This is a genomic window from Magnetospirillum fulvum MGU-K5, assembly GCF_000442515.1.
In the GTDB taxonomy this organism is placed as follows: Bacteria; Pseudomonadota; Alphaproteobacteria; order Rhodospirillales; family Magnetospirillaceae; genus Phaeospirillum; species Phaeospirillum fulvum_B.
Genome location: NZ_AQPH01000035.1, coordinates 1 through 18,764, shown reverse-complemented (window position 1 = coordinate 18,764; position 18,764 = coordinate 1). Strand labels below are relative to the sequence as shown.

Genomic DNA, 18,764 nt, shown 5'->3' with positions numbered 1-18,764 from the left:
TAATGCTTGATGTCCGCACTCTGCTTGTTCCCCTTGTTCTGACAGCGATTTTATCAGCTGTGGCTCTCTGTCTGGTGAACCGGCAGAACCTGCCGGTTCCCGGTGTCGCCCGCTGGGCCATCGGCCATGTCTTTGGTGCGATCGGGATGATTTTCTCGGCAGCGCGCGATGTGTTGCCGGATATCCTGGGCATCGTCGCCTCGAACGCCCTGATCGTACTGGCGTTGGTGTTTCTGCTGGCCGGGTTCGAGCAATTTGTGGGCCGTAGAAGCTGGGTGCGGGCCGGGTTGGTCCTGGCTGGGCTTGTCACCGCTACGCTGGCCTATTTCACCTATATCCAACCCTCGATCGTCGCGCGGGTGATGGTGATGTCGTTGGCTTCTGCGCTGCTCTGCGGGGGGATGGCCCTCACCCTGCTGCGCCCAGGCCCGTCACCAGTTCTGGTCCGCCAGATTTGCGGAATCGTGAATTTGGCTTTGTCACTATTTTATGTTGTACGGTTCTATGTCGCCTCGGGCGAGACCTTTACAGATTATTTTACCGGAGCGACCTTCATCGTCGGGGTTCATCTTTTCGGGTTTGTCCATCAACTTGTCCTGGCTTTTACTCAGCTTATCCTGATTTCGGAATGGCTGAACGCCGATTTGAAGCGCCAAGCCAGCATTGATCCGTTGACCGGAGCCCTGAACCGGCGGGCCTTCACGTTTCTGGCGGGAAAGTCTTTGTCCCGCTCCGAACGTTCGAACCATTCGCTGTCGGTGCTGCTGTGCGATCTCGATCATTTCAAGCGGGTCAACGATACGCGCGGCCATGCCTTTGGTGACCAGGTGCTGTGTCGCTTTGCATCGGTGGTTTTATCGGCCTTGCGCGTCGAGGACAGCTTCTGCCGCTATGGCGGCGAGGAGTTTGTTACCCTGCTGCCCGACACCGGGCCCGAGGAAGCCGTCGCGGTTGCCGAACGTTTACGCCGGGCCTATGAAGTCGAAGCATCCGCCTTGGGGATCAACGGGACGGTCAGCGTTGGTGTTGCCTATTTCATTTCGGGCGATACCCTGGAATCGTTGATTGGTCGTGCCGATCTTGCCCTCTATCAGGCGAAGACGGCGGGCCGCAATTGCACGATTCTGGCTCGTGACGATGCAGGGATTGCCTTTGTTCCTGCCCGGGAGGTACTGTTCCCAGCATGAATTCTGCCGCCGATCCTCAGTCTCTTCCGTATGGTGCCGGTGCGCCGGCACCATTTGCCTGTCGTCCCGAACAGTCGCGGGGGCGGCTTTATGACGAGGCGGACAGCCCAACCCGCTCACCGTTCCAGCGAGACCGTGATCGCATCATCCATTCCGCCGCGTTTCGTCGCCTGCAATACAAGACCCAGGTCTTCGTCTATCACGAAGGCGAGAATTACCGGACACGGCTGACCCATTCGCTTGAAGTGTCGCAGATCGCCCGGTCGGTCAGCCGCCTGCTCGGGCTGAACGAGGATCTGGCCGAGGCGTTGGCGTTGGCCCACGATCTGGGTCACACGCCGTTCGGCCATGCCGGGGAAGACGCGCTTGAAGAAGTGCTGCACGATTTCGGCGGCTTTGACCACAACGCCCAGTCGCTGCGGATCGTGACGCGGCTCGAGCGCCGGTACATTGCTTTCGACGGGCTGAATCTGACCTGGGAATCGCTCGAAGGGCTGGTCAAACATAACGGCCCGCTGACCGGTCCGCTCGCTCGCAAGAAGGGACGGGAGCTGCCCCGTGCCATCGCCGAATATGCTGAACTGCACGATCTCGGGCTGGATAGCTTCGCCGGGCCCGAGGCTCAGGTCGCGTCGCTGTCCGACGATATCGCCTATAATAACCATGACCTGGACGACGGGTTGCGGGCTGGTCTGTTCGCGATCCGCGATCTTGACGATCTGCCCTTGGTTGGGCCGTTGTTTCGTCAGGTTCGCAGCGAATTTCCCGATGCCGAGGCGTCGCTGCATATCCACGAGGTGGTGCGGCGGATGATCGGGATCATGATCCTCGATCTGGTCCACGAAACCCGCCGCAGGATCGCCGCTCTGCGTCCCGAAAGCGCCGATGACGTGCGCCAGCTCGGCCAGCCCTTGGTTGCGTTCTCGGAAGAGATGCGTGCCAACGATGCCGCGTTGCGTGGCTTTTTGTTCACCCACATGTATCGCCATTTCAGCGTCAATCGGATGACCAGCAAGGGGCGACGGGTGGTCAAGGATTTGTTCCGCCTGCTGTGGGACGAACCGGAATGCCTGCCACCGGAATGGTTCCGCCTGACCGACGGCCGGAGAACGGCCCGTACCGCCAGGGCGGTGGGCGATTATATCGCCGGGATGACCGACCGTTTCGCCCTCGACGAGCATCGGCGGATGTTCGACCTTCAGGAAAAGCCGTAAAACACCACCGCCACTGCATTTCCGGACCAAGGACGCCGCGCCGCCATGATGGCGACGGGGATGGACAGGACCGGGCGGTGGTGGCACGATCCCGACCCCCAACCTTTCCCAGCGAAATCGACACCATGAACCTGTTCCGGTATTTTCACGACGAGATCGTCGCCGCCCTTCACCGTCTGACCGAAGCGGGCGCTCTGCCGTCCGGGCTCGACACCAGCCGGGTGACCGCCGAGCCGCCGCGCGAGACGTCTCATGGCGACGTCGCCACCAACGCGGCGATGGTTTTGGCCAAGCCCGCGGGGCTTAAGCCGCGCGATCTAGCCGAAAAGCTGGCCGCCGAATTGCGCGCCCACCCGGCGGTGGTGGCGGCCGAGATCGCCGGTCCAGGCTTCCTCAATCTCCGCCTGTCCGACGATTTCTGGGCCGAGCGGCTGGGCGACGTGCTGCGCGAAGGGGTGGGGTATGGCGAGTCCGATATCGGCCACTCGCTGCGCGTCAATGTCGAATACGTTTCGGCCAATCCGACCGGCCCGATGCATGTCGGTCACGCTCGCGGCGCGGTGGTCGGTGACGCCCTGGCTTCGTTGTTGAGCAAGGCCGGTCACGATGTCTCGCGCGAATATTACATCAACGATGCCGGATCGCAGGTCGATGTGCTGGCCCGCTCGGTCCACCTGCGCTATCGCGAGGCGTTGGGCGAGGATATCGGCGCGATCCCCGAAGGGTTGTATCCGGGCGAGTATCTGAAGGGAGCGGGGGAAGACCTCGCCCGGCTGCACGGCGCTCGGTTCCAGACCGCCCCCGAATCCGAGTGGTTGCCGCTGTTCCGCGATTTCGCCGTTGAGGCGATGATGGTGATGATTAAAAGCGATCTGGCCGCGTTGGGGGTTCGCCACGACGTCTTTATCTCCGAGCGCGGTCTGGTCGAAGCGGGCAAGGTCACCGCGGCGGAACAGTTCCTGATCGGCAAGGAACTGATCTACGAAGGCGTGCTTGAACCGCCGAAGGGTAAGCTGCCCGACGATTGGGAACCGCGTCCCCAGACTCTGTTCCGCGCCACCCAGTTCGGCGACGATGTTGACCGGCCGCTGAAGAAGTCGGACGGGTCGTGGACCTACTTCGCCTCTGACATTGCCTATCACCTCGACAAATACCGTCGCGGTTTCAACGTGATGATCGACGTCTGGGGCGCCGATCACGGCGGCTATGTAAAGCGGATGCAGGCGGCGGTGGCGGCGATGACCGGCGGTCACGGCGCTCTCGACGTCAAGCTGTGCCAGATGGTCAACCTCTTGAAGGGCGGCGAGCCCTACAAGATGAGCAAGCGGGCCGGAACCTTCGTCACCCTGCGCGATCTGGTCGATGCGGTGGGCCGCGATGTCGTCCGCTTCATCATGCTGACCCGCAAGAACGATGCCCATCTCGATTTCGATCTCGACAAGGTGCTGGAACAAAGCCGTGACAACCCGGTTTTCTATGTCCAGTACGCCCACGCCCGTTGCTATTCGGTGATGCGCCATGCCGCCGAGATGTGGCCCGAGATCGATCCGGTCACCCTGGTGCCTGACCCTGCGGTTCTGCGGCGCTTGACCGATCCGGCCGAGCTTGGTTTGATCAGGCTGCTCGCGGGTTGGCCCCGCGTGGTGGAAAGCGCCGCCGAAGCGCACGAGCCGCACCGGATCGCCTTCTACCTGTACGATCTTGCCGCCGCGTTCCACGGCCTGTGGAACAAGGGCAAGGACGATGCCCGGTTGCGCTTCCTGATCGAGGCCGACCGCGATCTGTCCATCGCCCGGCTTGGATTGTTGCGGGCGGTGACTCTGGTGATTGCCTCGGGTCTTGGCATCATCGGTGTCGAGCCCATGGAGGAAATGCGCTGACATGGCCTTGCGTCCCAGCGACGATTACGACCGCGATATTCTGGACATCATTCCGGAACGCTACGATGCCGATGCGGATTCACACGAAGCCCGCGCCGGTCATCGTCTGCGCGGGATCGTCACCATCGTTGCCGCCGTGGTCGCGGTGGGCGTGATCGTCGCTGTCGGGCTGCATTTTGTTGGCGGACGCAAGGGAGCCGGTGACGGCGTTCCGGTGATCAAGGCCGAGGACCGCCCGTTCAAGGTACGCCCCGATGACCGGGGCGGGATGCAGGTCCCCAACCAGGACAAGCTGGTCTATGAGCGGATGGAATCCGGTGCGGACGCTGATGGGCGGGTCGAGCGGCTGTTGCCGCCGCCGGAAAGCCCCAAGGCTCCCCCCCGTCCGTCGGCGACTCCGACCGAAACCCTGACCTTGCCCCCGGCCCCGGCCCCGGCCGCGATCCCGCAGGCGGTTGCGCCGTCTGCTCCGGCATCGGCTCCGGCTGTCATGACCGCTCCGGTTCCGGTTCCGGTGCCACCGGCCTCTTCGTCAGCCCCGGCGAGTTCGGCGCTGGCACCGCCGCCGCCAGTTTCGTCCTATCAGCCGGTCCAGACGCGGACGGCGGCCACTGCCTCAACCGCTCCGGCTTCGGCCCCGGCCGCCAAGGTCGCTCCGCCGCCTGCGGCCGCAAAGCCCCAGGTCATTACCCCGGCCCAGGTCGCCAATGTTGCCCCGGTTGCGCCGTCTGCGCCGGTTCGCCGCAGCGGCGGTGGCGATTTCGTCGTCCAGTTGGGGGCGGTCCGCGCCGCCGATCAGGCCGACAAGGAATGGTCCCGGATTCAGAAGGCTTATGCCGATCTTTTGGGCGGGCTGAAGTCCGATATTGTTCGGGTCGATCTGGAAGGCAAGGGCGTTTTCTGGCGCATCCGCGCCGGTGGTCTTGATGAACAATCCGCCCGTCAGATTTGTGCCGACCTTACCCGTCGTAACCAGGGATGCATCGTTGCCCGTAAATAGTCAGCCCCCGGCGTCTTTGATCCTCGGTTGCGCCGGATTGGCGATCACCGAGGCCGAACGCCGTCTCTTCGCCGCGACCAATCCGTTGGGATTCATCCTCTTCGGTCGTAATATCGATACGCCGGATCAGGTGCGCACCCTGGTTGCTTCCTTGCGCGAGTCGGTCGGCCGGGCCGATGCGCCGGTGCTGATCGACCAGGAAGGCGGTCGCGTCCAGCGGCTGAAGCCGCCGCATTGGCGCAAAGCGCCGCCCGGCGCGCCCTTTGCCGCTCTGGCCGAGCATGACAGCGACGCGGCGAAACAGGCCTTGCGGCTCAATTTCCGCCTGATCGGGCGTGAACTTGCCGATCTCGGCATTGATGTCGATTGCGCGCCGGTGCTCGATGTCCCCGTGCTCGGGGCGCATGACGTGATCGGCGATCGCGCCTATGGCACCGATCCGGCGATGGTGGCGGACCTTGCCTGCGAAGTTGCGGAGGGGTTGCTCGATGAAGGCGTGTTGCCGATCGTCAAGCATATCCCCGGTCACGGCCGCGCCACCGTCGACAGTCATGTCGATCTGCCGGTGGTCGAGGAATCCGCCGAGACCCTGGAAGCCAACGATTTCGTTCCCTTCCGCATTCTCTCCGACGCGCCGTGGGGCATGACGGCCCATGTCGTTTATACCGCGTTCGACCGCGACCGCCCGGCCACGACCTCGCCAGTCGTGATTAACGACGTCATTCGGGGACGCCTGGGATTCGATGGTGTTCTGCTGTCGGACGATCTGTCGATGAAGGCGCTGGGCGGCCGGTTTGAAGACCGTTCCAACGACAGCCTTGATGCCGGGTGCGACATCGTTCTTCATTGCAATGGCGAAATGGACGAGATGGAAGCGGTGGCCCGGGTCGCCCGTCCGCTGACCGACCGGGCGCTGGAGCGACTGGCGCGGGCCGAGGCTCGCCGTCGCCGCCCCGTGCCGTTCGATACCGAAGCCGCCCATGCGCGGGTTGAGGCTCTGTTGTCGCGGGTCATGCGATGAACGACCTGCTGTCCGGGATTGCCGTCTGGGCCTTGCCGGTGATCCTGGCCGTGACCCTGCACGAGGCGGCACATGGCTATGCCGCCCGGGCGATGGGCGACGATACCGCCGAGCGGATGGGGCGGATTTCGCTGAACCCGCTGCGTCATGTCGATCCCTTTGGCACGGTGATCCTGCCCGCGTTTCTGCTGGTGGTCGGGGGGGTGATGTTCGGGTGGGCCAAGCCGGTTCCGGTCGATTTCTCCCGCCTGCGCCCGCTGCGGCTGGGGATGGTCGTCGTGGCCGCCGCCGGTCCCGCCGTCAATGTGCTGATGGCGGCGATGGCGGTGCTCGGGCTGTGGCTGATCCCGGTAATGCCTGATCCGGCTCAGCTCTGGCTGTTCGAAAATCTTAAGAACGCGATTTATATCAACCTGTTGTTAGCCGTCTTCAACATGTTGCCGATCCCGCCGCTGGATGGTGGACGGGTGATGACGGGACTGCTGCCGTGGCCGCTGGCGGTGCGACTGGCCCGGCTGGAGCGGTTCGGGCTTTTACTGGTGCTGGGATTTCTGTTCCTGTTGCCGATGCTGGGAAATGCGGTCGGAATCAATCTCGATCTGCTCGGTTGGCTGGTCTCAGGCCCGGTCCGTTGGATTGCGCAAGTTTTGCTGGGGGTTCTGGGGCCAGGGGGCTGAGGCCGGATGACGTCTTTCGCCGTCGAGGAGGAGGAGGATACGGGTCGCCCCGTGGCCGACCGCCTGCTGGTTGACCTTGACGGTTGGGAAGGTCCGCTTGATCTTCTGCTGCAATTGGCCCGCGAGCAAAAAGTCGATATCAGCAAGATGTCGATTCTGAAGCTTGCCGACCAGTACCTTGATTTTATTAGCCACATCCGCAAAAGCCAACTTGATCTGGCGGCGGAATATCTGGTGATGGCGGCGTGGCTGGCCTATCTGAAATCGCGTCTGTTGCTGCCCGAGCCGGAACCCGATCCTGGCGAGGAACCCACCCCGGCGGAATTGGCCGAGGCGTTGGCGTTTCGCTTGCGTCGGCTTCAGGCGATGCAGGAGGCGGGACGAAAACTGTTCGCCGGTCCGCGTCTGGGCCACGACGTGTTCGGTCCCGGTGGTGCCGAAGGACTCGACGTAGTCGACCGGCCGATCTTTGACCTTGAATATTACGAGCTGCTCAAGGCCTATGCCGACCATGTCGCCCGCCGTTCGGTGACGGTGCTGACGGTCGAAGCGGCTGATTTGTGGTCGGTTGACGATGCTCTGGCCCGGCTTGAAGCGATGCTGGGGGTCGGAGCCTTGCCGGATTGGTCGGTGCTGATGGCCTATCTGCCCCCGATCGAAGGCGATGCACTGAAGATGAAATCGGCGGTGGCTGCGACCTTCGTCGCGGCGCTGGAACTGGCGCGGCAGGGTCGGCTGTGCCTGCGCCAGGACGGACCGGCCTATTCGCCGATCTATGTTCGCGCCGGTCAGCGCCAGGATGGCGACGACAGCGGAGGGAGCGATGAGTGATCCCGATCTATTGCGGCTGGTCGAAGCGGTGATCTTTGCCTCGGGCGAGCCGGTCAGCGAGCGCGCTCTGGCCGCGCATCTGCCCGAGGGAACCAATCTCTCCCGCTTGCTTCACGAACTCGAAGGGCTATATGCCGGGCGGGGGATTTCGTTGGTGCGGCGCGGGCAGGGATGGGCTTTCCGCACCGCCCCCGATCTAGCCGGGCGGCTGCGGATCGAGCGGACGCAGGAGCGCAAGCTGTCGCGGGCCACGGTCGAGACCCTGGCGATCATTGCCTATCATCAGCCGGTGACTCGCGCCGAAATCGAAGAGGTGCGCGGCGTCGCCCTGTCGAAAGGGACGTTGGACATTCTGTTCGCAGCCGGGTGGATCAGGCCACGCGGGCGGCGGACGACACCGGGGCGCCCGCTGACCTGGGGAACCACGGATGCCTTTCTCGACCATTTCGGACTCGAATCGATTGCCGATCTGCCGGGACTCAAGGACCTTGAAGCCGCTGGTCTGCTTGACCCCAATTCCAGTGCCGGGGCCTATGGCAACCGTGCCTTTGCCGGGGGAACGCTGATCGATACCCTTCCGGAGGTCAATGAGGGAGAACCGGAGGGGGGGATTTGACGGAAGGCGCGTTTGATCCCGACGAAGATCGACCGTGATCGCGTTGGGGGTTGAACCGGCCGGGGCGGGTCCAATATGACGGTCTGGTTTGAAAAACGGGTAAGGAGAGGGAGCGGAATGAGAGTTGTCGCCGTGGCGTTTCTGGGCGGGCTAAGCCTGTTCGCCGCCTGTCTTCCGACCCGTGCCGAGGATGCTCCTACCGTTCCCGTTCTGGTCAATCAGTTCACCCTGGTCGATCGCGCCCCGGTTCGTAACGGCTTTGCTCCGTTCAGCATCGAAGCGACTGCTTTGTTGCCGGCACCGCGCAAGCGCGATTCCTTCACGCCTACCGACGATGAACTGTTCTACCCGCTGCGCCGTACCGTCGAGCGATTCCTACAGCGCAAGGAAATCGCGCGGGGTTGGTCCCATTCGAACGAGGCCAGTTTCAATTTTGGCGACGAAATCGCCCGCTTTCCCGGAGCGGACGGTTTGGCTTATGCTGTCGAAGGCGAGTTGGTGGTTCATGGCGAGACGCTGGTACCGCTGGGACTGCGTCTGTCGGCTCCGCCGGGTGGTGTTTTGTTGCGCTATGCGGTTGGGATCTTCGTCGCCGATCAGGAGGTGATGGCGCATGAAGGGGTGCTGGACGGAACCAAGCGCTCGGCCGATTGGATGGTCAGACTTCATCCCAATGGTCCCGATGCGGCGGTGCCGGTACGCGCTGCTTTTGCCGTCCGTGCCGAAGGGGGCAGCGACGAGGACCGCCGCCGCGCCTTGGCTTCGGTCGCGGCGGCAATGATCGCGTCGTCCGATGGTCGCCTGGCCGTTGCCGAACGCGCCCGTGACGCTTCGGAATGGCTGAAGCCGTTGCCGATGTATCTGAAACCGGAACAGGTCGGCGATCCCGCACTGGAAAAAGGAGGCAAGCCGTCCAAACCCCCCAAGGAAAAGAAGGAAAAGGCCGAGGGCGGAGGGCACCATTGACGCCTCCCCGTCCGGTTCGCGCCGATCCTCCGCCAGAATGCCCGGTGCGCGATCGTTGTCGTCGGGCGGAGATGCGGCAATGCGTTGCTTGCGCCACACGCAAACCCGCGTCCAATGTGACCGAGTCCACCGCTTCGTTCTTCTCCCTCCCTTATCGGTGAAGCCATGACCGAACGTCCCGCTCGCTCCCGTTCCCTGTCCTCGCTGATCACAGTGCCGCTGGCGGTGCTGCTGATGCTGTTCGAGGAATATCTGTGGGGGTGGCTGAGACGGTTGATGGCCCGATTGGCCCAACTGGCCCTGATCGCCCGGATCGAAGCGCGGATCGTCGCGCTGCCGCCCCAGGGGGCCGCCCTGGTCTTTCTGCTGCCATTCTTGCTGATTCTGCCGGTCAAGCTGGCGGCGGTCTGGTCGATCGCGACCGGACACTTCCTGTTCGGATTGGTGGTGCTGATCCTGGCCAAATTGGCGGCAACCGCGCTGTTTGCCCGGCTCTATACCCTGTGCCGCCCGGCGCTGATGACCTTTGGCTGGTTCGTCTGGGTCCACGATACGGTGTTGCGCGCCAAAAATTGGGCGCATGCCAAGCTTGAAAGCTGGCCCGCCTGGCAGCAGGCCAAGGCCGCGATCGCCCAGGTGCGCGCTCGCTGGTTTCCGCATCGGACGGAGAAACAGACCGGTTCCCTGTAGCCGGAGCCGGGCAGGGGCGTTTGCTGGCGAAAGGTCAGTCGATCATGCCGCGCCGGATCGCATAAGCGGCCAGTTCCGCCGAATTATGCAGATCAAGCTTCTGCATGATCTTGGTGCGATGGGTTTCGACCGTTTTGACCGCAATGCCGAGATCGTTGGCGATTTCGCGGTTCTTCAGCCCCCTGGCGATCAGGCGCAGCACTTCGCGCTCGCGCCCGGTCAGGTTGATCCCGCCCGGTTCCGCTCCGGCCAGATGCTCGCGGACCAACTCTTCCGACAGGCCGGGGCCGAGATAGGGGCGTCCGGAGGCGACCGCCCCGATCGCTTCGACCAGTTCGCTATGGCTCATCTTCTTGAGGGCATAGCCGTCGGCACCAGCGGCGAGAGCTTCGGCCACCCTCTTTTCGCAATTGGCGGCACTGAGAACCAGAATCTTGACCCGGGGAGCCACCCGTTTGATTTGCCGGGTGGCTTCGACCCCATCCATTTCCGGCATCGACAGATCCATCAGGATCACATCCGGGGCGAGGCTTCGGGCCATATCGATGGCGACCCGGCCGTTCTGAGCCTCGCCGACAATGGCGACGTCATTAGAGGCCAGCAGCGCGACCAGACCTTGGCGGACCAGTTGCTGATCCTCGGCGATGACAATGCGAACCGTCACGGACGAACTCCTTACTTCGCTATCAAAAGCCCTAACCATATTTAGATCAAGAGTATAGCGTATTTGATAAAAATTGTTGGAACGTCGTCCGTTCTCGTTGAATCCCGATGAAGCGTCTATGACAAGCTTCACACAGGCTGGGCGATCCCGTAAAGTGTCCGGATGAAGATTGCGGTTGCCGTAGATACCCGTTTTTCCCGGATTTCCGGCCATGCCGGACGGGCGCGATCCTGGCTGGTATGGGAGTGCGCGGGCGGTGCCGTGTCCGCTTTGCCGCGTCGGGTGGTGCTTGAGCCTTTGATGGTGTTCCACCATCACGCCGATGGTGTACCGCATCCGCTGGACGGGATCGACGTTCTGATCGCGATTTCGGCGGGCGAAGGCTTTGTGGCCAAGATGGTCAATCGCGGCGTCGATGTCCGCCTGACCGCCGAGACCGATCCGGCCAAGGCGGTCAACGATTATCTGGCCGACAGATTGTCCCCGCCGCGTCCCCGTCCGATCGGGGAGTTGCTGTGCAAGGCGCTTGATCTGTTCTCGCCGCCTCATCATGGCGGCGGCTCCAAGAAAAACTGATCTTACCGTTTCGGCGCGGCCGCCAGGGTGAACAGGAATGTCGCCCCGGCGTCGGGGACGGATTCAACCCAGATGTCGCCGCCGAAGCGGTGGACAATCCGCTGGCACAACGCCAGACCGATCCCGGTTCCCGACGATTTATGATCGGGGTGGAGGCGCTGGAAGATCTCGAAGATCTTGGCGAAATACTGCTTTTCGATGCCGATGCCGTTGTCGTGCACGGCAAAACACCACATCTCGCCGGGATAGGGGACTGCCTCGATCCTGATTTCGAGCGGCCGAGAGGGGTGGCGGTATTTAACGCAATTGCCAATCAGATTCTGCATCAGGCTGACCATCTGGGCATCGTCCGCCATAACCCACGGCATGTCGCCGATCGAAAGGATTGCACCGCAGGCATCAATCTCGGGCTGGAGCAGGGCGATGGCATGATCGACCGGGCGGCGGGAATCGAGCGGGAGCAGAGGCAGTGACGGCCGACCGACCCGGGTGTAATCGAGCAGATCGTTGATCAGTTCCGACATATGGCGGGTGTTGTCGACGATAAAGCCGATGAACTCGTCGGCATCGGCGTCAAGCTTTCCCCGATAGCGCCGGTCGAGCAATTGGGCGTAGCTGACGACGTTGCGGAGCGGGGTTTGCAGGTCATGGGAGGAGACATAGGCAAAGCGTTCGAGATCGCTGTTGGAACTGACCAGATCTTCGATGGTCCGGCGCAGCTTTTCCTCGACCTCCTTGCGCGCCGAAATATCGCGGGCCACCACTAGCAAGCGATCTTCGCCGCCGATCAGGGCCTGACGCAGGCTGACCTCGACCCAGAAACCATGTCCGTCCTTGGCGCGGACACGCCATTCGAACAGATGAGGCCGGTCGCTGCGCGCCTTGGCCAGCCAATGGGCGAGATCCGGGTGGCCGCCGGTCTTACTATCCAGGCCGAGATCCCCCACGGCCAGACCTAGCAATTCCTCTCGCCGATAACCGAACAACTCGCACATCCGCTGATTGACGGCGAGGATCGCCCCGTCCTCGGGGGCCTGGAGAAAGATCGCGTCATTGATGCTGTCGAAGATGGCGCGGAACTGTTCCTCGCTGGCGGCAAGCTCGCGGGTCCGGCGTTGGACCAGGATGCGAAGCCGGGCGACGAAAATCGCCAGCAGCAGAGCGATCAGCAGGACGGCCAGTCCGGCGATGGTTCCGTCCTTGACCCAGCGGGCGGCGCGGGTCTGCTGTTCTTTTTCCAGGTCGGAGAACAGGAAGTGATCCAGGGTCCAGTCCGGCCCCAGCATCCCCAACATCGCATATGTTTCACCGATATGGGTCCAGCGACCCCGGTTCATATGACCGACTTCGACCAGATCGGGCAGGATGAGGTCGTGCATCGCTGCCGCCTCGCCCAGAAGCTGTTCGCGGGTCTTTCCCGGAGCGTAGCGATCGTGGATCAGGTCGGCGATTTCTTCGAGATGGGCCAGGGCATAGGCCCATCCCTGCATGCTGGCCCGCTTAAAGGCCTGAACCGTTTCGGGATGATTGGTGGCAAGCGACAGGTTGGTGACGAGAACGTCCCCATAGAAATCGATACCGTACTGACGAGGGCGAAGCAGTTCGATCGGAACTGGTTGCTGCGCGTGCTGCACATCGGAGATATAGGTCGACATCGCGTCGACGCGGCCTTCGAACAGATCGGAAAAATCGCCACTGTGGTTCAGCACCTGAACCGGCTGCTTGGTCATTCCTTCGGCCGCGAACATCGCCAGGATTTCGGAATCGTCGGTTCCGTCGCGTCCTCCCAGCATCACTCGGCGCCCCCCCAGCGATTGGGGGCTGTCAAAGCCGCTGTTGTGGCGCACCATCAGCGCCAGCGGAGAGTGCTGGAACACCGCCGCAATCGCCACCACCGGCAGTCCCCGGTTGCGCTCAAGCAGCACGCTGGGAGAGGTGACGGCAAAATCTGCGATGCCGGTGGTGACATCCATGGCACCGTTGGCACCGGGTCGGCCTTCGATCAAATCGACGGACAGGCCCTCGGCAGCGTAATATCCCTTCGCGATTGCGGCGTAATAACCTGCAAACTGGAATTGGTGCCACCATTTCAGTTTAAGGACGACGTGATGGGGAGATTGCTTGGATGTTTGGGCAAAGGAGGGCGACGCAATCGTGGCGGCAAGGCAGATCGCAATCGCCAGTGCGACCCGGCTCAGAGCGCACGTCATTCCGACAAACCGTTGAATTTGAATGTGGTTTTATCCATCGTCTCAGGCTGCCCTGACAGAGGCGTCACACACGGCTTGCGGTTGTCGTCATGGCGCCTGAACCGCACGCTCTCGGGTCCTTTCCGTCCTTCCGGTCGGCATGGAATGACCGAAATGTGGCGAACTGATTTTATTTGTGCCGAATATCACCTTGAATCGGCATAAACACAACGAGTTTATCAAAAAGTCATTACAGCAGAGGGGCTATTGAATGAGTATCCGAATTGCCACTTGGAATGTTAACTCAATACGGGTGCGGTTGACGGCTTTGATCAAATGGTTGAATGTCTCAAACCCCGATGTCCTTCTGCTTCAGGAAACAAAATGCCAGGATGTCGATTTTCCCCGCGCCGAAATCGAGGCGGCAGGGTTCCATGTTGTCTTCCATGGGCAGAAGACTTTCAACGGCGTCGCTATTATTTCGCGTCATCCTGCCGAGGCGGTGGTTCGGGGATTGCCCGGTGACGAGACCGACACACAAGCCCGTTATCTCGAAGCGACGATCGAAGGAATTCGGGTCGCCTCGCTGTACTTGCCTAACGGCAATCCCGCGCCGGGGGACAAATACGATTACAAGTTGGCCTGGATGCGGCGGTTGACGGCTCGCGCCCGGGAATTGCTGGCCGGAGATCTGCCGGTGGTGCTGGGCGGCGATTACAATGTCTGTCCCGCCGATCAGGATGTGTGTAACCCAGCGGCGTGGCGCGACGACGCCCTCTGCCGTTCCGAGACCCGTCGGGCGTTTCGCGAGTTGATTCATCTCGGTTTTCTTGATTCCGTCCGGGCGCTCCACCCAGATGGTGGTCGGTACACCTGGTGGGATTATCAAGGAGGGGCGTGGGCACGGGACGAGGGGTTGCGGATCGACCATCTTCTGCTTTCGCCGCAAGCGGCGGACCGGCTTAGCACCGCCGAGATCGACCGCGCTCCCCGTGGCGGAGAGCGCGCCAGCGACCACACCCCGGTTTGGGTCGATCTTCAGCGACATTAAGTAAATCGTAGAGTGAAACCAGGCGGCAAAAGCGAATACCGAATTGCTCGCAGGCCGCTCCGACCGTACACTGCCTTGAAACCCTCCGTGCGGAGACCATCATGTCCGACCAGGATCGTATTATCGAACTCACCGCCGCTCTTGCCGATGTGGTGTCGCGTAAGGTCGAAGAGATTAAGAAGGTCACCGGCACAACTCGTATTCTGGCGCTGAACGCCCTGATCGAAGCGGCCCGCGCCGGCGAGGCGGGCAAGGGCTTTGCGGTCGTGGCCGGAGAGGTCAAGCACGTTTCCGAAAGCATCGACGGCATCACCCAGACGCTGGAGGCCGAGATGGGGGCGGCGGTCGAGGAATTGAGCCGCCTTGCCCACAATATGCGGGCTGAGTCTCAGCGCTAGATGGGGAAGACGATCTCGGTCCGGAGCGGACTTGTCCTTCTCGCCGCTTTGTTGCCCGCCGGGGCCGCGTTTGCCGGATGGGAAGAGGGGCAGGCGGCGTGGGAGCGTCGCGACTTTGCCGCCGCCGCCGCCCAATACCGCCCCCTGGCTGACGAAGGCAATGCCGCCGCCAAGGCGCGGCTGGGGCAGATTTTGTTCTTCGGTCTGGGCGGTGTTCCCCGTGACGATGCCCAGGCCCTGCGGTTGTTGAGTGCCGCCGCCGAGGCGGGTGATCCGTTGGGGCAACATGCTCTCGGCACCGCGTATTTGGCCGGGCGCGGGGTGCCGAAGGACGTTGCCAAGGGGATCGAGTGGCTGGGGCGCGCCGCCGAACGTGGTTTCCCCGAGAGTTTGAACGCCCTGGGCGAGCTCTATTTTTCCGGTGCCGGTGTTCCCCGTGACGAGGCCCGAGGGGTCGAATATTTTCGGCGTGCCGCTGAAAAAGGTTATCCCGCCAGCCTGGAAAAGATGGCCGAGTTGCGCTGGAATGGCCGCGCCGTGCCGATTGACCGGGCGCAGGCCGTTGCCGATGCCCGTGCAGCGGCCACGGCGGGCCGTCCCGTCGCCCAGTTCATTCTGGGAGTCGCCTTGCTGACCGGCGAAGGCGGCGCCAAGAATCTTCCCGAGGCGGCGAACTGGTTCCGTCGTGCCGCCGAGCGCGGTCATCCCCAGGCCGCCCACAATCTGGGCGCGATGCTGGCCAGCGGCAACGGACTCGCGGCCAATCTGCCCGAGGGGTATTTCTGGCTGTCGGTTGGGGCGGAGCGTGCTCCCGCAAACCTCAAAGCCACGTATCTGCGCGATCGTGACGGGATCGCAAGCCGTCTGTCGCCCCAGGATTTAGCCCAGGCTCGCGCCCGGCTTGCCGCGTGGAAGCCGGTTTCGAGTGGTTCCGTCGGCCCGGCAGGAGGGGCGGAGAGGGATGCGCCGCCATCGGCTAGTGCTTCCCCGCCTGAGGGAAAGGCACCGCCGCCTGCCGTCTCGGGCAATGGGGGACGGGGGCGGATGGCGACCGGGACCGGCTTTGTTGTCAGTCGCGATGGGACCGTGCTGACCAACGCCCATGTCGTCGAATCCTGTCGCTCGATCAGCGTCACTCCCGCCGATGGTCAGGCCATTCCGGCCACCGTTCAGGCCAAGAATAGCGGAGACGATCTGGCGGCGCTGAAAACGACCCTGCGGTTGGACGATGTGGCCCGCTTTCGCGCCGACCGTCCCTTGCGTTCCGGGGACGAGGTTGTTGTGATCGGCTTTCCGCTGTCGTCGCTGCTGTCGCGTGAAGCCAACATCACCGCCGGGGTGATCAGCGCCATGGCTGGGCTGCGGGGCGATGCGCGCCACTACCAGATCACCGCTCCGGTGCAGAAAGGCAATTCTGGCGGGCCGCTGGCCGATATGAGCGGCACTGTGGTCGGCGTGGTTTCCTCGAAGCTGAATGCGATGAAGATTGCCGGTCAAACCGGAGATATTCCGCAAAACATCAATTTTGCGATCAAGGCGGATATCGCGCGCCGTTTCCTTGATGACAATTCGATCCGCTATGAAACCGCGTCCGCCGGTCCGGTCGGGTCTGCCGCCGATGTCGGCGAGAGGATCAAGCGGGTGACGGTCTTCATTCAGTGTCGGCTCGACTGAGCATTCCCGGCATTTCCTGCCGGGAGGGGGAATTTCCTGCCGGGTCTTCCGGCCAAAATTCTTGAGCTCCCGCTGATTTTTAGCGCCTGATCCCGCTTTCTGATCCGTATCGCGCTTGCGCCATCTCTGCCCGAGGACTGGCCCGCCCCTTGCATCTATCCCACCGGAACGAAGAATCCGCCGGGAATGGAGGCGTCGATGTTGTGGGGTGCGTTAACGAATGCCAGCAGCGCGATGCAGGCGATGGACGGGGCGATGGGGGGCGTCTCTCAGAACATCGCTAATGTCAACACGACCGGCTACAAACGGATTCAGACCGACTTCAAGACGGTGATGTCCGAATCCCACAGCGCACCGACCAGCACCAACAATAGCGCCGGACAGGTCACGGCAACGACCGGAACCGATATTTTCGGGGTCCGCGCCGTCAATCGTTACGCTATTACCCAGCAGGGGGTGATGGCGCCGACGACCAATTGGACCGATCTTGGCATCAACGGTCGGGGATTCTTTATCGTTTCCCAGCCCGGTCCCGATGGCAAACCACAGACCGGACTGAGCCCGACCGATTCGAAGAACCTTCTTTATACCCGAGCGGGCAGCTTCACGACTTTTGGCGATCATACCGCCACCGCGCTTGATCCGCCCACCGGCACCGCCACCAGCGCCAGTGATCCCAGCACCGGTCCGGGGGCGGCCGACAAGACCTATTTCAAGACGACCGGCGGTCAGTTCCTGATGGGCTGGATGGCCGACTCGCAAGGGCGTATCGCCAATGTGGCAACCACCTCGACCTCCCCGCTGGCCTTGTCTGGGGTAGCGACGGCGTCGGGCGCTCCGCAGACTCTGGTCCCGATCTACATGACTCCCGGCCAGAAGATCAGTGGTGCCGCCACCACCGCTTTCCAGCCCGTTGTCAACATTCCTGCCGATGCCACGACGACATCAGCCAACCAGAGCTTCACGCAAACCGGCTGGGTCAACGATCTTTCGGGGAATCCGCAGCCATTGACCGTCACGTGGCAGCGCGCCGGTGGCGATACATGGTCCCTTAGTTACTCCCTGCCAGCCTCGGCCAACGCGACCCTGACGCCGTCGTCGATCGCGAGCGTTACGCTCAGCACCGACAATAACGGCAAGGTCACCGCCACCCCCCCAGTCAGGCGGTGGCGATCAGCTTTGGCGGCGTTGCCGCGCCGTCGCAGACGATCTACATGGGCAGCAATCCGCCGGCTGGGCAGCAATCGATCCCGTCGCCGTCGATTAACGAAATCCCGCTGGCTTTGACCGTCTACGACCAGAATTACGAGCCGAGGACGGTCCCGGTCTATTTCGAGAAGCAGGGGAACAACCAGTGGAATATGCGTCTGCGTACCGGCACGGACTTTACCGTGAGCGGGCTTGGCCCCAATGCCGCAGACAATTCCATTCCGGTCACGTTCGATGGCGCGGGTAAGATTCAGAGCCCAACCTCGCTCACCTTTTCGATCACGTGGAACACCCCGGGCAATCCGAAAACGACGACCCCGCCGGGTAGCAACTCGATTACGATCGATACCTCGAAGATGACCCAATATACCGGAACCAAACCCGGCAAGATTGACGTCAAAAGCTTGGATCAGGATGGCTATGAATCCGGCGTGATGGATTCCGCGTCGTTTAATTCGAAAGGGGAGTTGATTGCCCATTTCAGTAATGGGCGAAGCCGGACACTGGCGATGCTGCCACTGGCAACCTTCACCGCCGCGGATCAGCTCAATCCTCTCTCGGGAACCGTGTTCGAGAGAACCGCCAATGCCGGACAGATGAGTATTGCCGAAATCGCCAAGCAGGGCAGTGGCAATCAGATCGTCGCTTCGGCGGTCGAAGCCTCGAACGTCGATCTGGCCGACGAGTTCACCCGAATGATCGTCACTCAAAAAGCCTATTCGATGAACGCAACCGTCTTTAAGACTGCCGACGAAATGACGACAGTCGCGCGCGATCTCTATAAGTAATAATTGCTGTTCAGTCCCGGCATTTGATAGTGTATTCTTGTTCGCGGAGTGGAAGGAGGCGCTATGGGCTAGGCTCTACGCGGCAGTGCCACGACGACAGAGGCAGTCCGTCGAGCAATACAAGATAGTCAAG

18 protein-coding genes are annotated in these 18,764 nt (G+C 62.3%); 16 read left to right on the top strand and 2 right to left on the bottom strand.

All coding sequences use genetic code 11. The features are described 5' to 3' along the window. Positions 1-59: 59 nt before the first annotated feature. The 10 genes from K678_RS10090 (at position 60) to K678_RS10045 (ending at position 10,082) form a co-directional block, all read left to right on the top strand. On the top strand, positions 60-1,187 hold the full coding sequence (locus K678_RS10090) for a GGDEF domain-containing protein (protein WP_196802569.1): 1,128 nt from the start codon (positions 60-62) through the stop codon (positions 1,185-1,187). Further along, positions 1,184-2,401: a deoxyguanosinetriphosphate triphosphohydrolase gene (locus K678_RS10085; RefSeq protein ID WP_021132354.1), complete on the top strand. Its 1,218-nt coding sequence runs from the start codon at positions 1,184-1,186 to the stop codon at positions 2,399-2,401. The genes K678_RS10090 and K678_RS10085 overlap by 4 nt, the downstream gene beginning before the upstream one ends. A 125-nt stretch (positions 2,402-2,526) precedes the next feature. Further along, positions 2,527-4,281 (top strand): arginine--tRNA ligase, encoded by a 1,755-nt coding sequence (gene argS / locus K678_RS10080; protein WP_021132353.1) that lies wholly within the window; start codon positions 2,527-2,529, stop codon positions 4,279-4,281. Between the two features lies 1 nt (position 4,282). Further along, a complete protein-coding gene (locus K678_RS10075; RefSeq protein ID WP_021132352.1) occupies positions 4,283-5,281 on the top strand; it encodes an SPOR domain-containing protein in 999 nt (332 codons plus the stop codon). Further along, positions 5,268-6,302 carry a beta-N-acetylhexosaminidase gene (gene nagZ / locus K678_RS10070; protein WP_039852734.1) on the top strand — a complete coding sequence of 345 codons (1,035 nt, stop codon included), beginning with the start codon at positions 5,268-5,270 and terminating at the stop codon, positions 6,300-6,302. The genes K678_RS10075 and nagZ overlap by 14 nt, the downstream gene beginning before the upstream one ends. Further along, entirely contained in the window at positions 6,299-6,979 is a 681-nt protein-coding gene (locus tag K678_RS10065; RefSeq protein WP_021132350.1) for a site-2 protease family protein, read from the top strand. The genes nagZ and K678_RS10065 overlap by 4 nt, the downstream gene beginning before the upstream one ends. A 6-nt stretch (positions 6,980-6,985) precedes the next feature. After that, positions 6,986-7,810: a segregation and condensation protein A gene (locus K678_RS10060; protein ID WP_021132349.1), complete on the top strand. Its 825-nt coding sequence runs from the start codon at positions 6,986-6,988 to the stop codon at positions 7,808-7,810. Further along, positions 7,803-8,426, top strand: coding sequence for an SMC-Scp complex subunit ScpB (gene scpB, locus K678_RS10055; RefSeq protein ID WP_021132348.1), 624 nt, complete (start codon positions 7,803-7,805; stop codon positions 8,424-8,426). Before K678_RS10060 ends, scpB begins: the two co-directional genes overlap by 8 nt. A 117-nt stretch (positions 8,427-8,543) precedes the next feature. Continuing rightward, entirely contained in the window at positions 8,544-9,392 is an 849-nt protein-coding gene (locus tag K678_RS10050; protein ID WP_021132347.1) for a hypothetical protein, read from the top strand. A gap of 165 nt (positions 9,393-9,557) precedes the next feature. Beyond that, positions 9,558-10,082 (top strand): hypothetical protein, encoded by a 525-nt coding sequence (locus K678_RS10045; protein ID WP_021132346.1) that lies wholly within the window; start codon positions 9,558-9,560, stop codon positions 10,080-10,082. Between the two features lie 34 nt (positions 10,083-10,116). On the opposite strand, the gene K678_RS10040 is transcribed toward K678_RS10045, so the two are convergent. Beyond that, positions 10,117-10,746, bottom strand: coding sequence for a response regulator (locus K678_RS10040; RefSeq protein WP_021132345.1), 630 nt, complete (start codon positions 10,744-10,746; stop codon positions 10,117-10,119). A gap of 162 nt (positions 10,747-10,908) precedes the next feature. On the opposite strand from K678_RS10040, the gene K678_RS10035 reads away from it, so the two are divergent. After that, on the top strand, positions 10,909-11,322 hold the full coding sequence (locus K678_RS10035; RefSeq protein WP_021132344.1) for a NifB/NifX family molybdenum-iron cluster-binding protein: 414 nt from the start codon (positions 10,909-10,911) through the stop codon (positions 11,320-11,322). A gap of 2 nt (positions 11,323-11,324) precedes the next feature. Here the strand turns inward: K678_RS10035 and K678_RS17725 are convergent, their stop codons facing one another. Further along, positions 11,325-13,532, bottom strand: a complete 2,208-nt coding sequence (locus tag K678_RS17725) for an ABC transporter substrate-binding protein (RefSeq protein ID WP_021132343.1) — start codon at positions 13,530-13,532, stop codon at positions 11,325-11,327. Positions 13,533-13,782: 250 nt separating this feature from the next. Between K678_RS17725 and xth the strand changes: the two genes are divergently transcribed. The 5 genes from xth to K678_RS10005 all read left to right on the top strand — a co-directional run bounded on the left by xth (position 13,783) and on the right by K678_RS10005 (position 18,631). Further along, complete coding sequence (gene xth / locus K678_RS10025) at positions 13,783-14,562, top strand: exodeoxyribonuclease III (protein ID WP_081673238.1); 780 nt, start codon at positions 13,783-13,785, stop codon at positions 14,560-14,562. Positions 14,563-14,663: 101 nt separating this feature from the next. Then, positions 14,664-14,960, top strand: coding sequence for a methyl-accepting chemotaxis protein (locus K678_RS19765; protein ID WP_002727593.1), 297 nt, complete (start codon positions 14,664-14,666; stop codon positions 14,958-14,960). Further along, a complete protein-coding gene (locus K678_RS10015) occupies positions 14,961-16,634 on the top strand; it encodes a trypsin-like peptidase domain-containing protein (RefSeq protein WP_021132341.1) in 1,674 nt (557 codons plus the stop codon). A gap of 198 nt (positions 16,635-16,832) precedes the next feature. Further along, on the top strand, positions 16,833-17,921 hold the full coding sequence (locus K678_RS10010; protein WP_196802567.1) for a flagellar hook-basal body complex protein: 1,089 nt from the start codon (positions 16,833-16,835) through the stop codon (positions 17,919-17,921). Next, positions 17,849-18,631, top strand: a complete 783-nt coding sequence (locus tag K678_RS10005; RefSeq protein ID WP_021132339.1) for a flagellar hook-basal body complex protein — start codon at positions 17,849-17,851, stop codon at positions 18,629-18,631. The genes K678_RS10010 and K678_RS10005 overlap by 73 nt, the downstream gene beginning before the upstream one ends. The last annotated feature ends 133 nt before the right edge of the window (positions 18,632-18,764 follow it).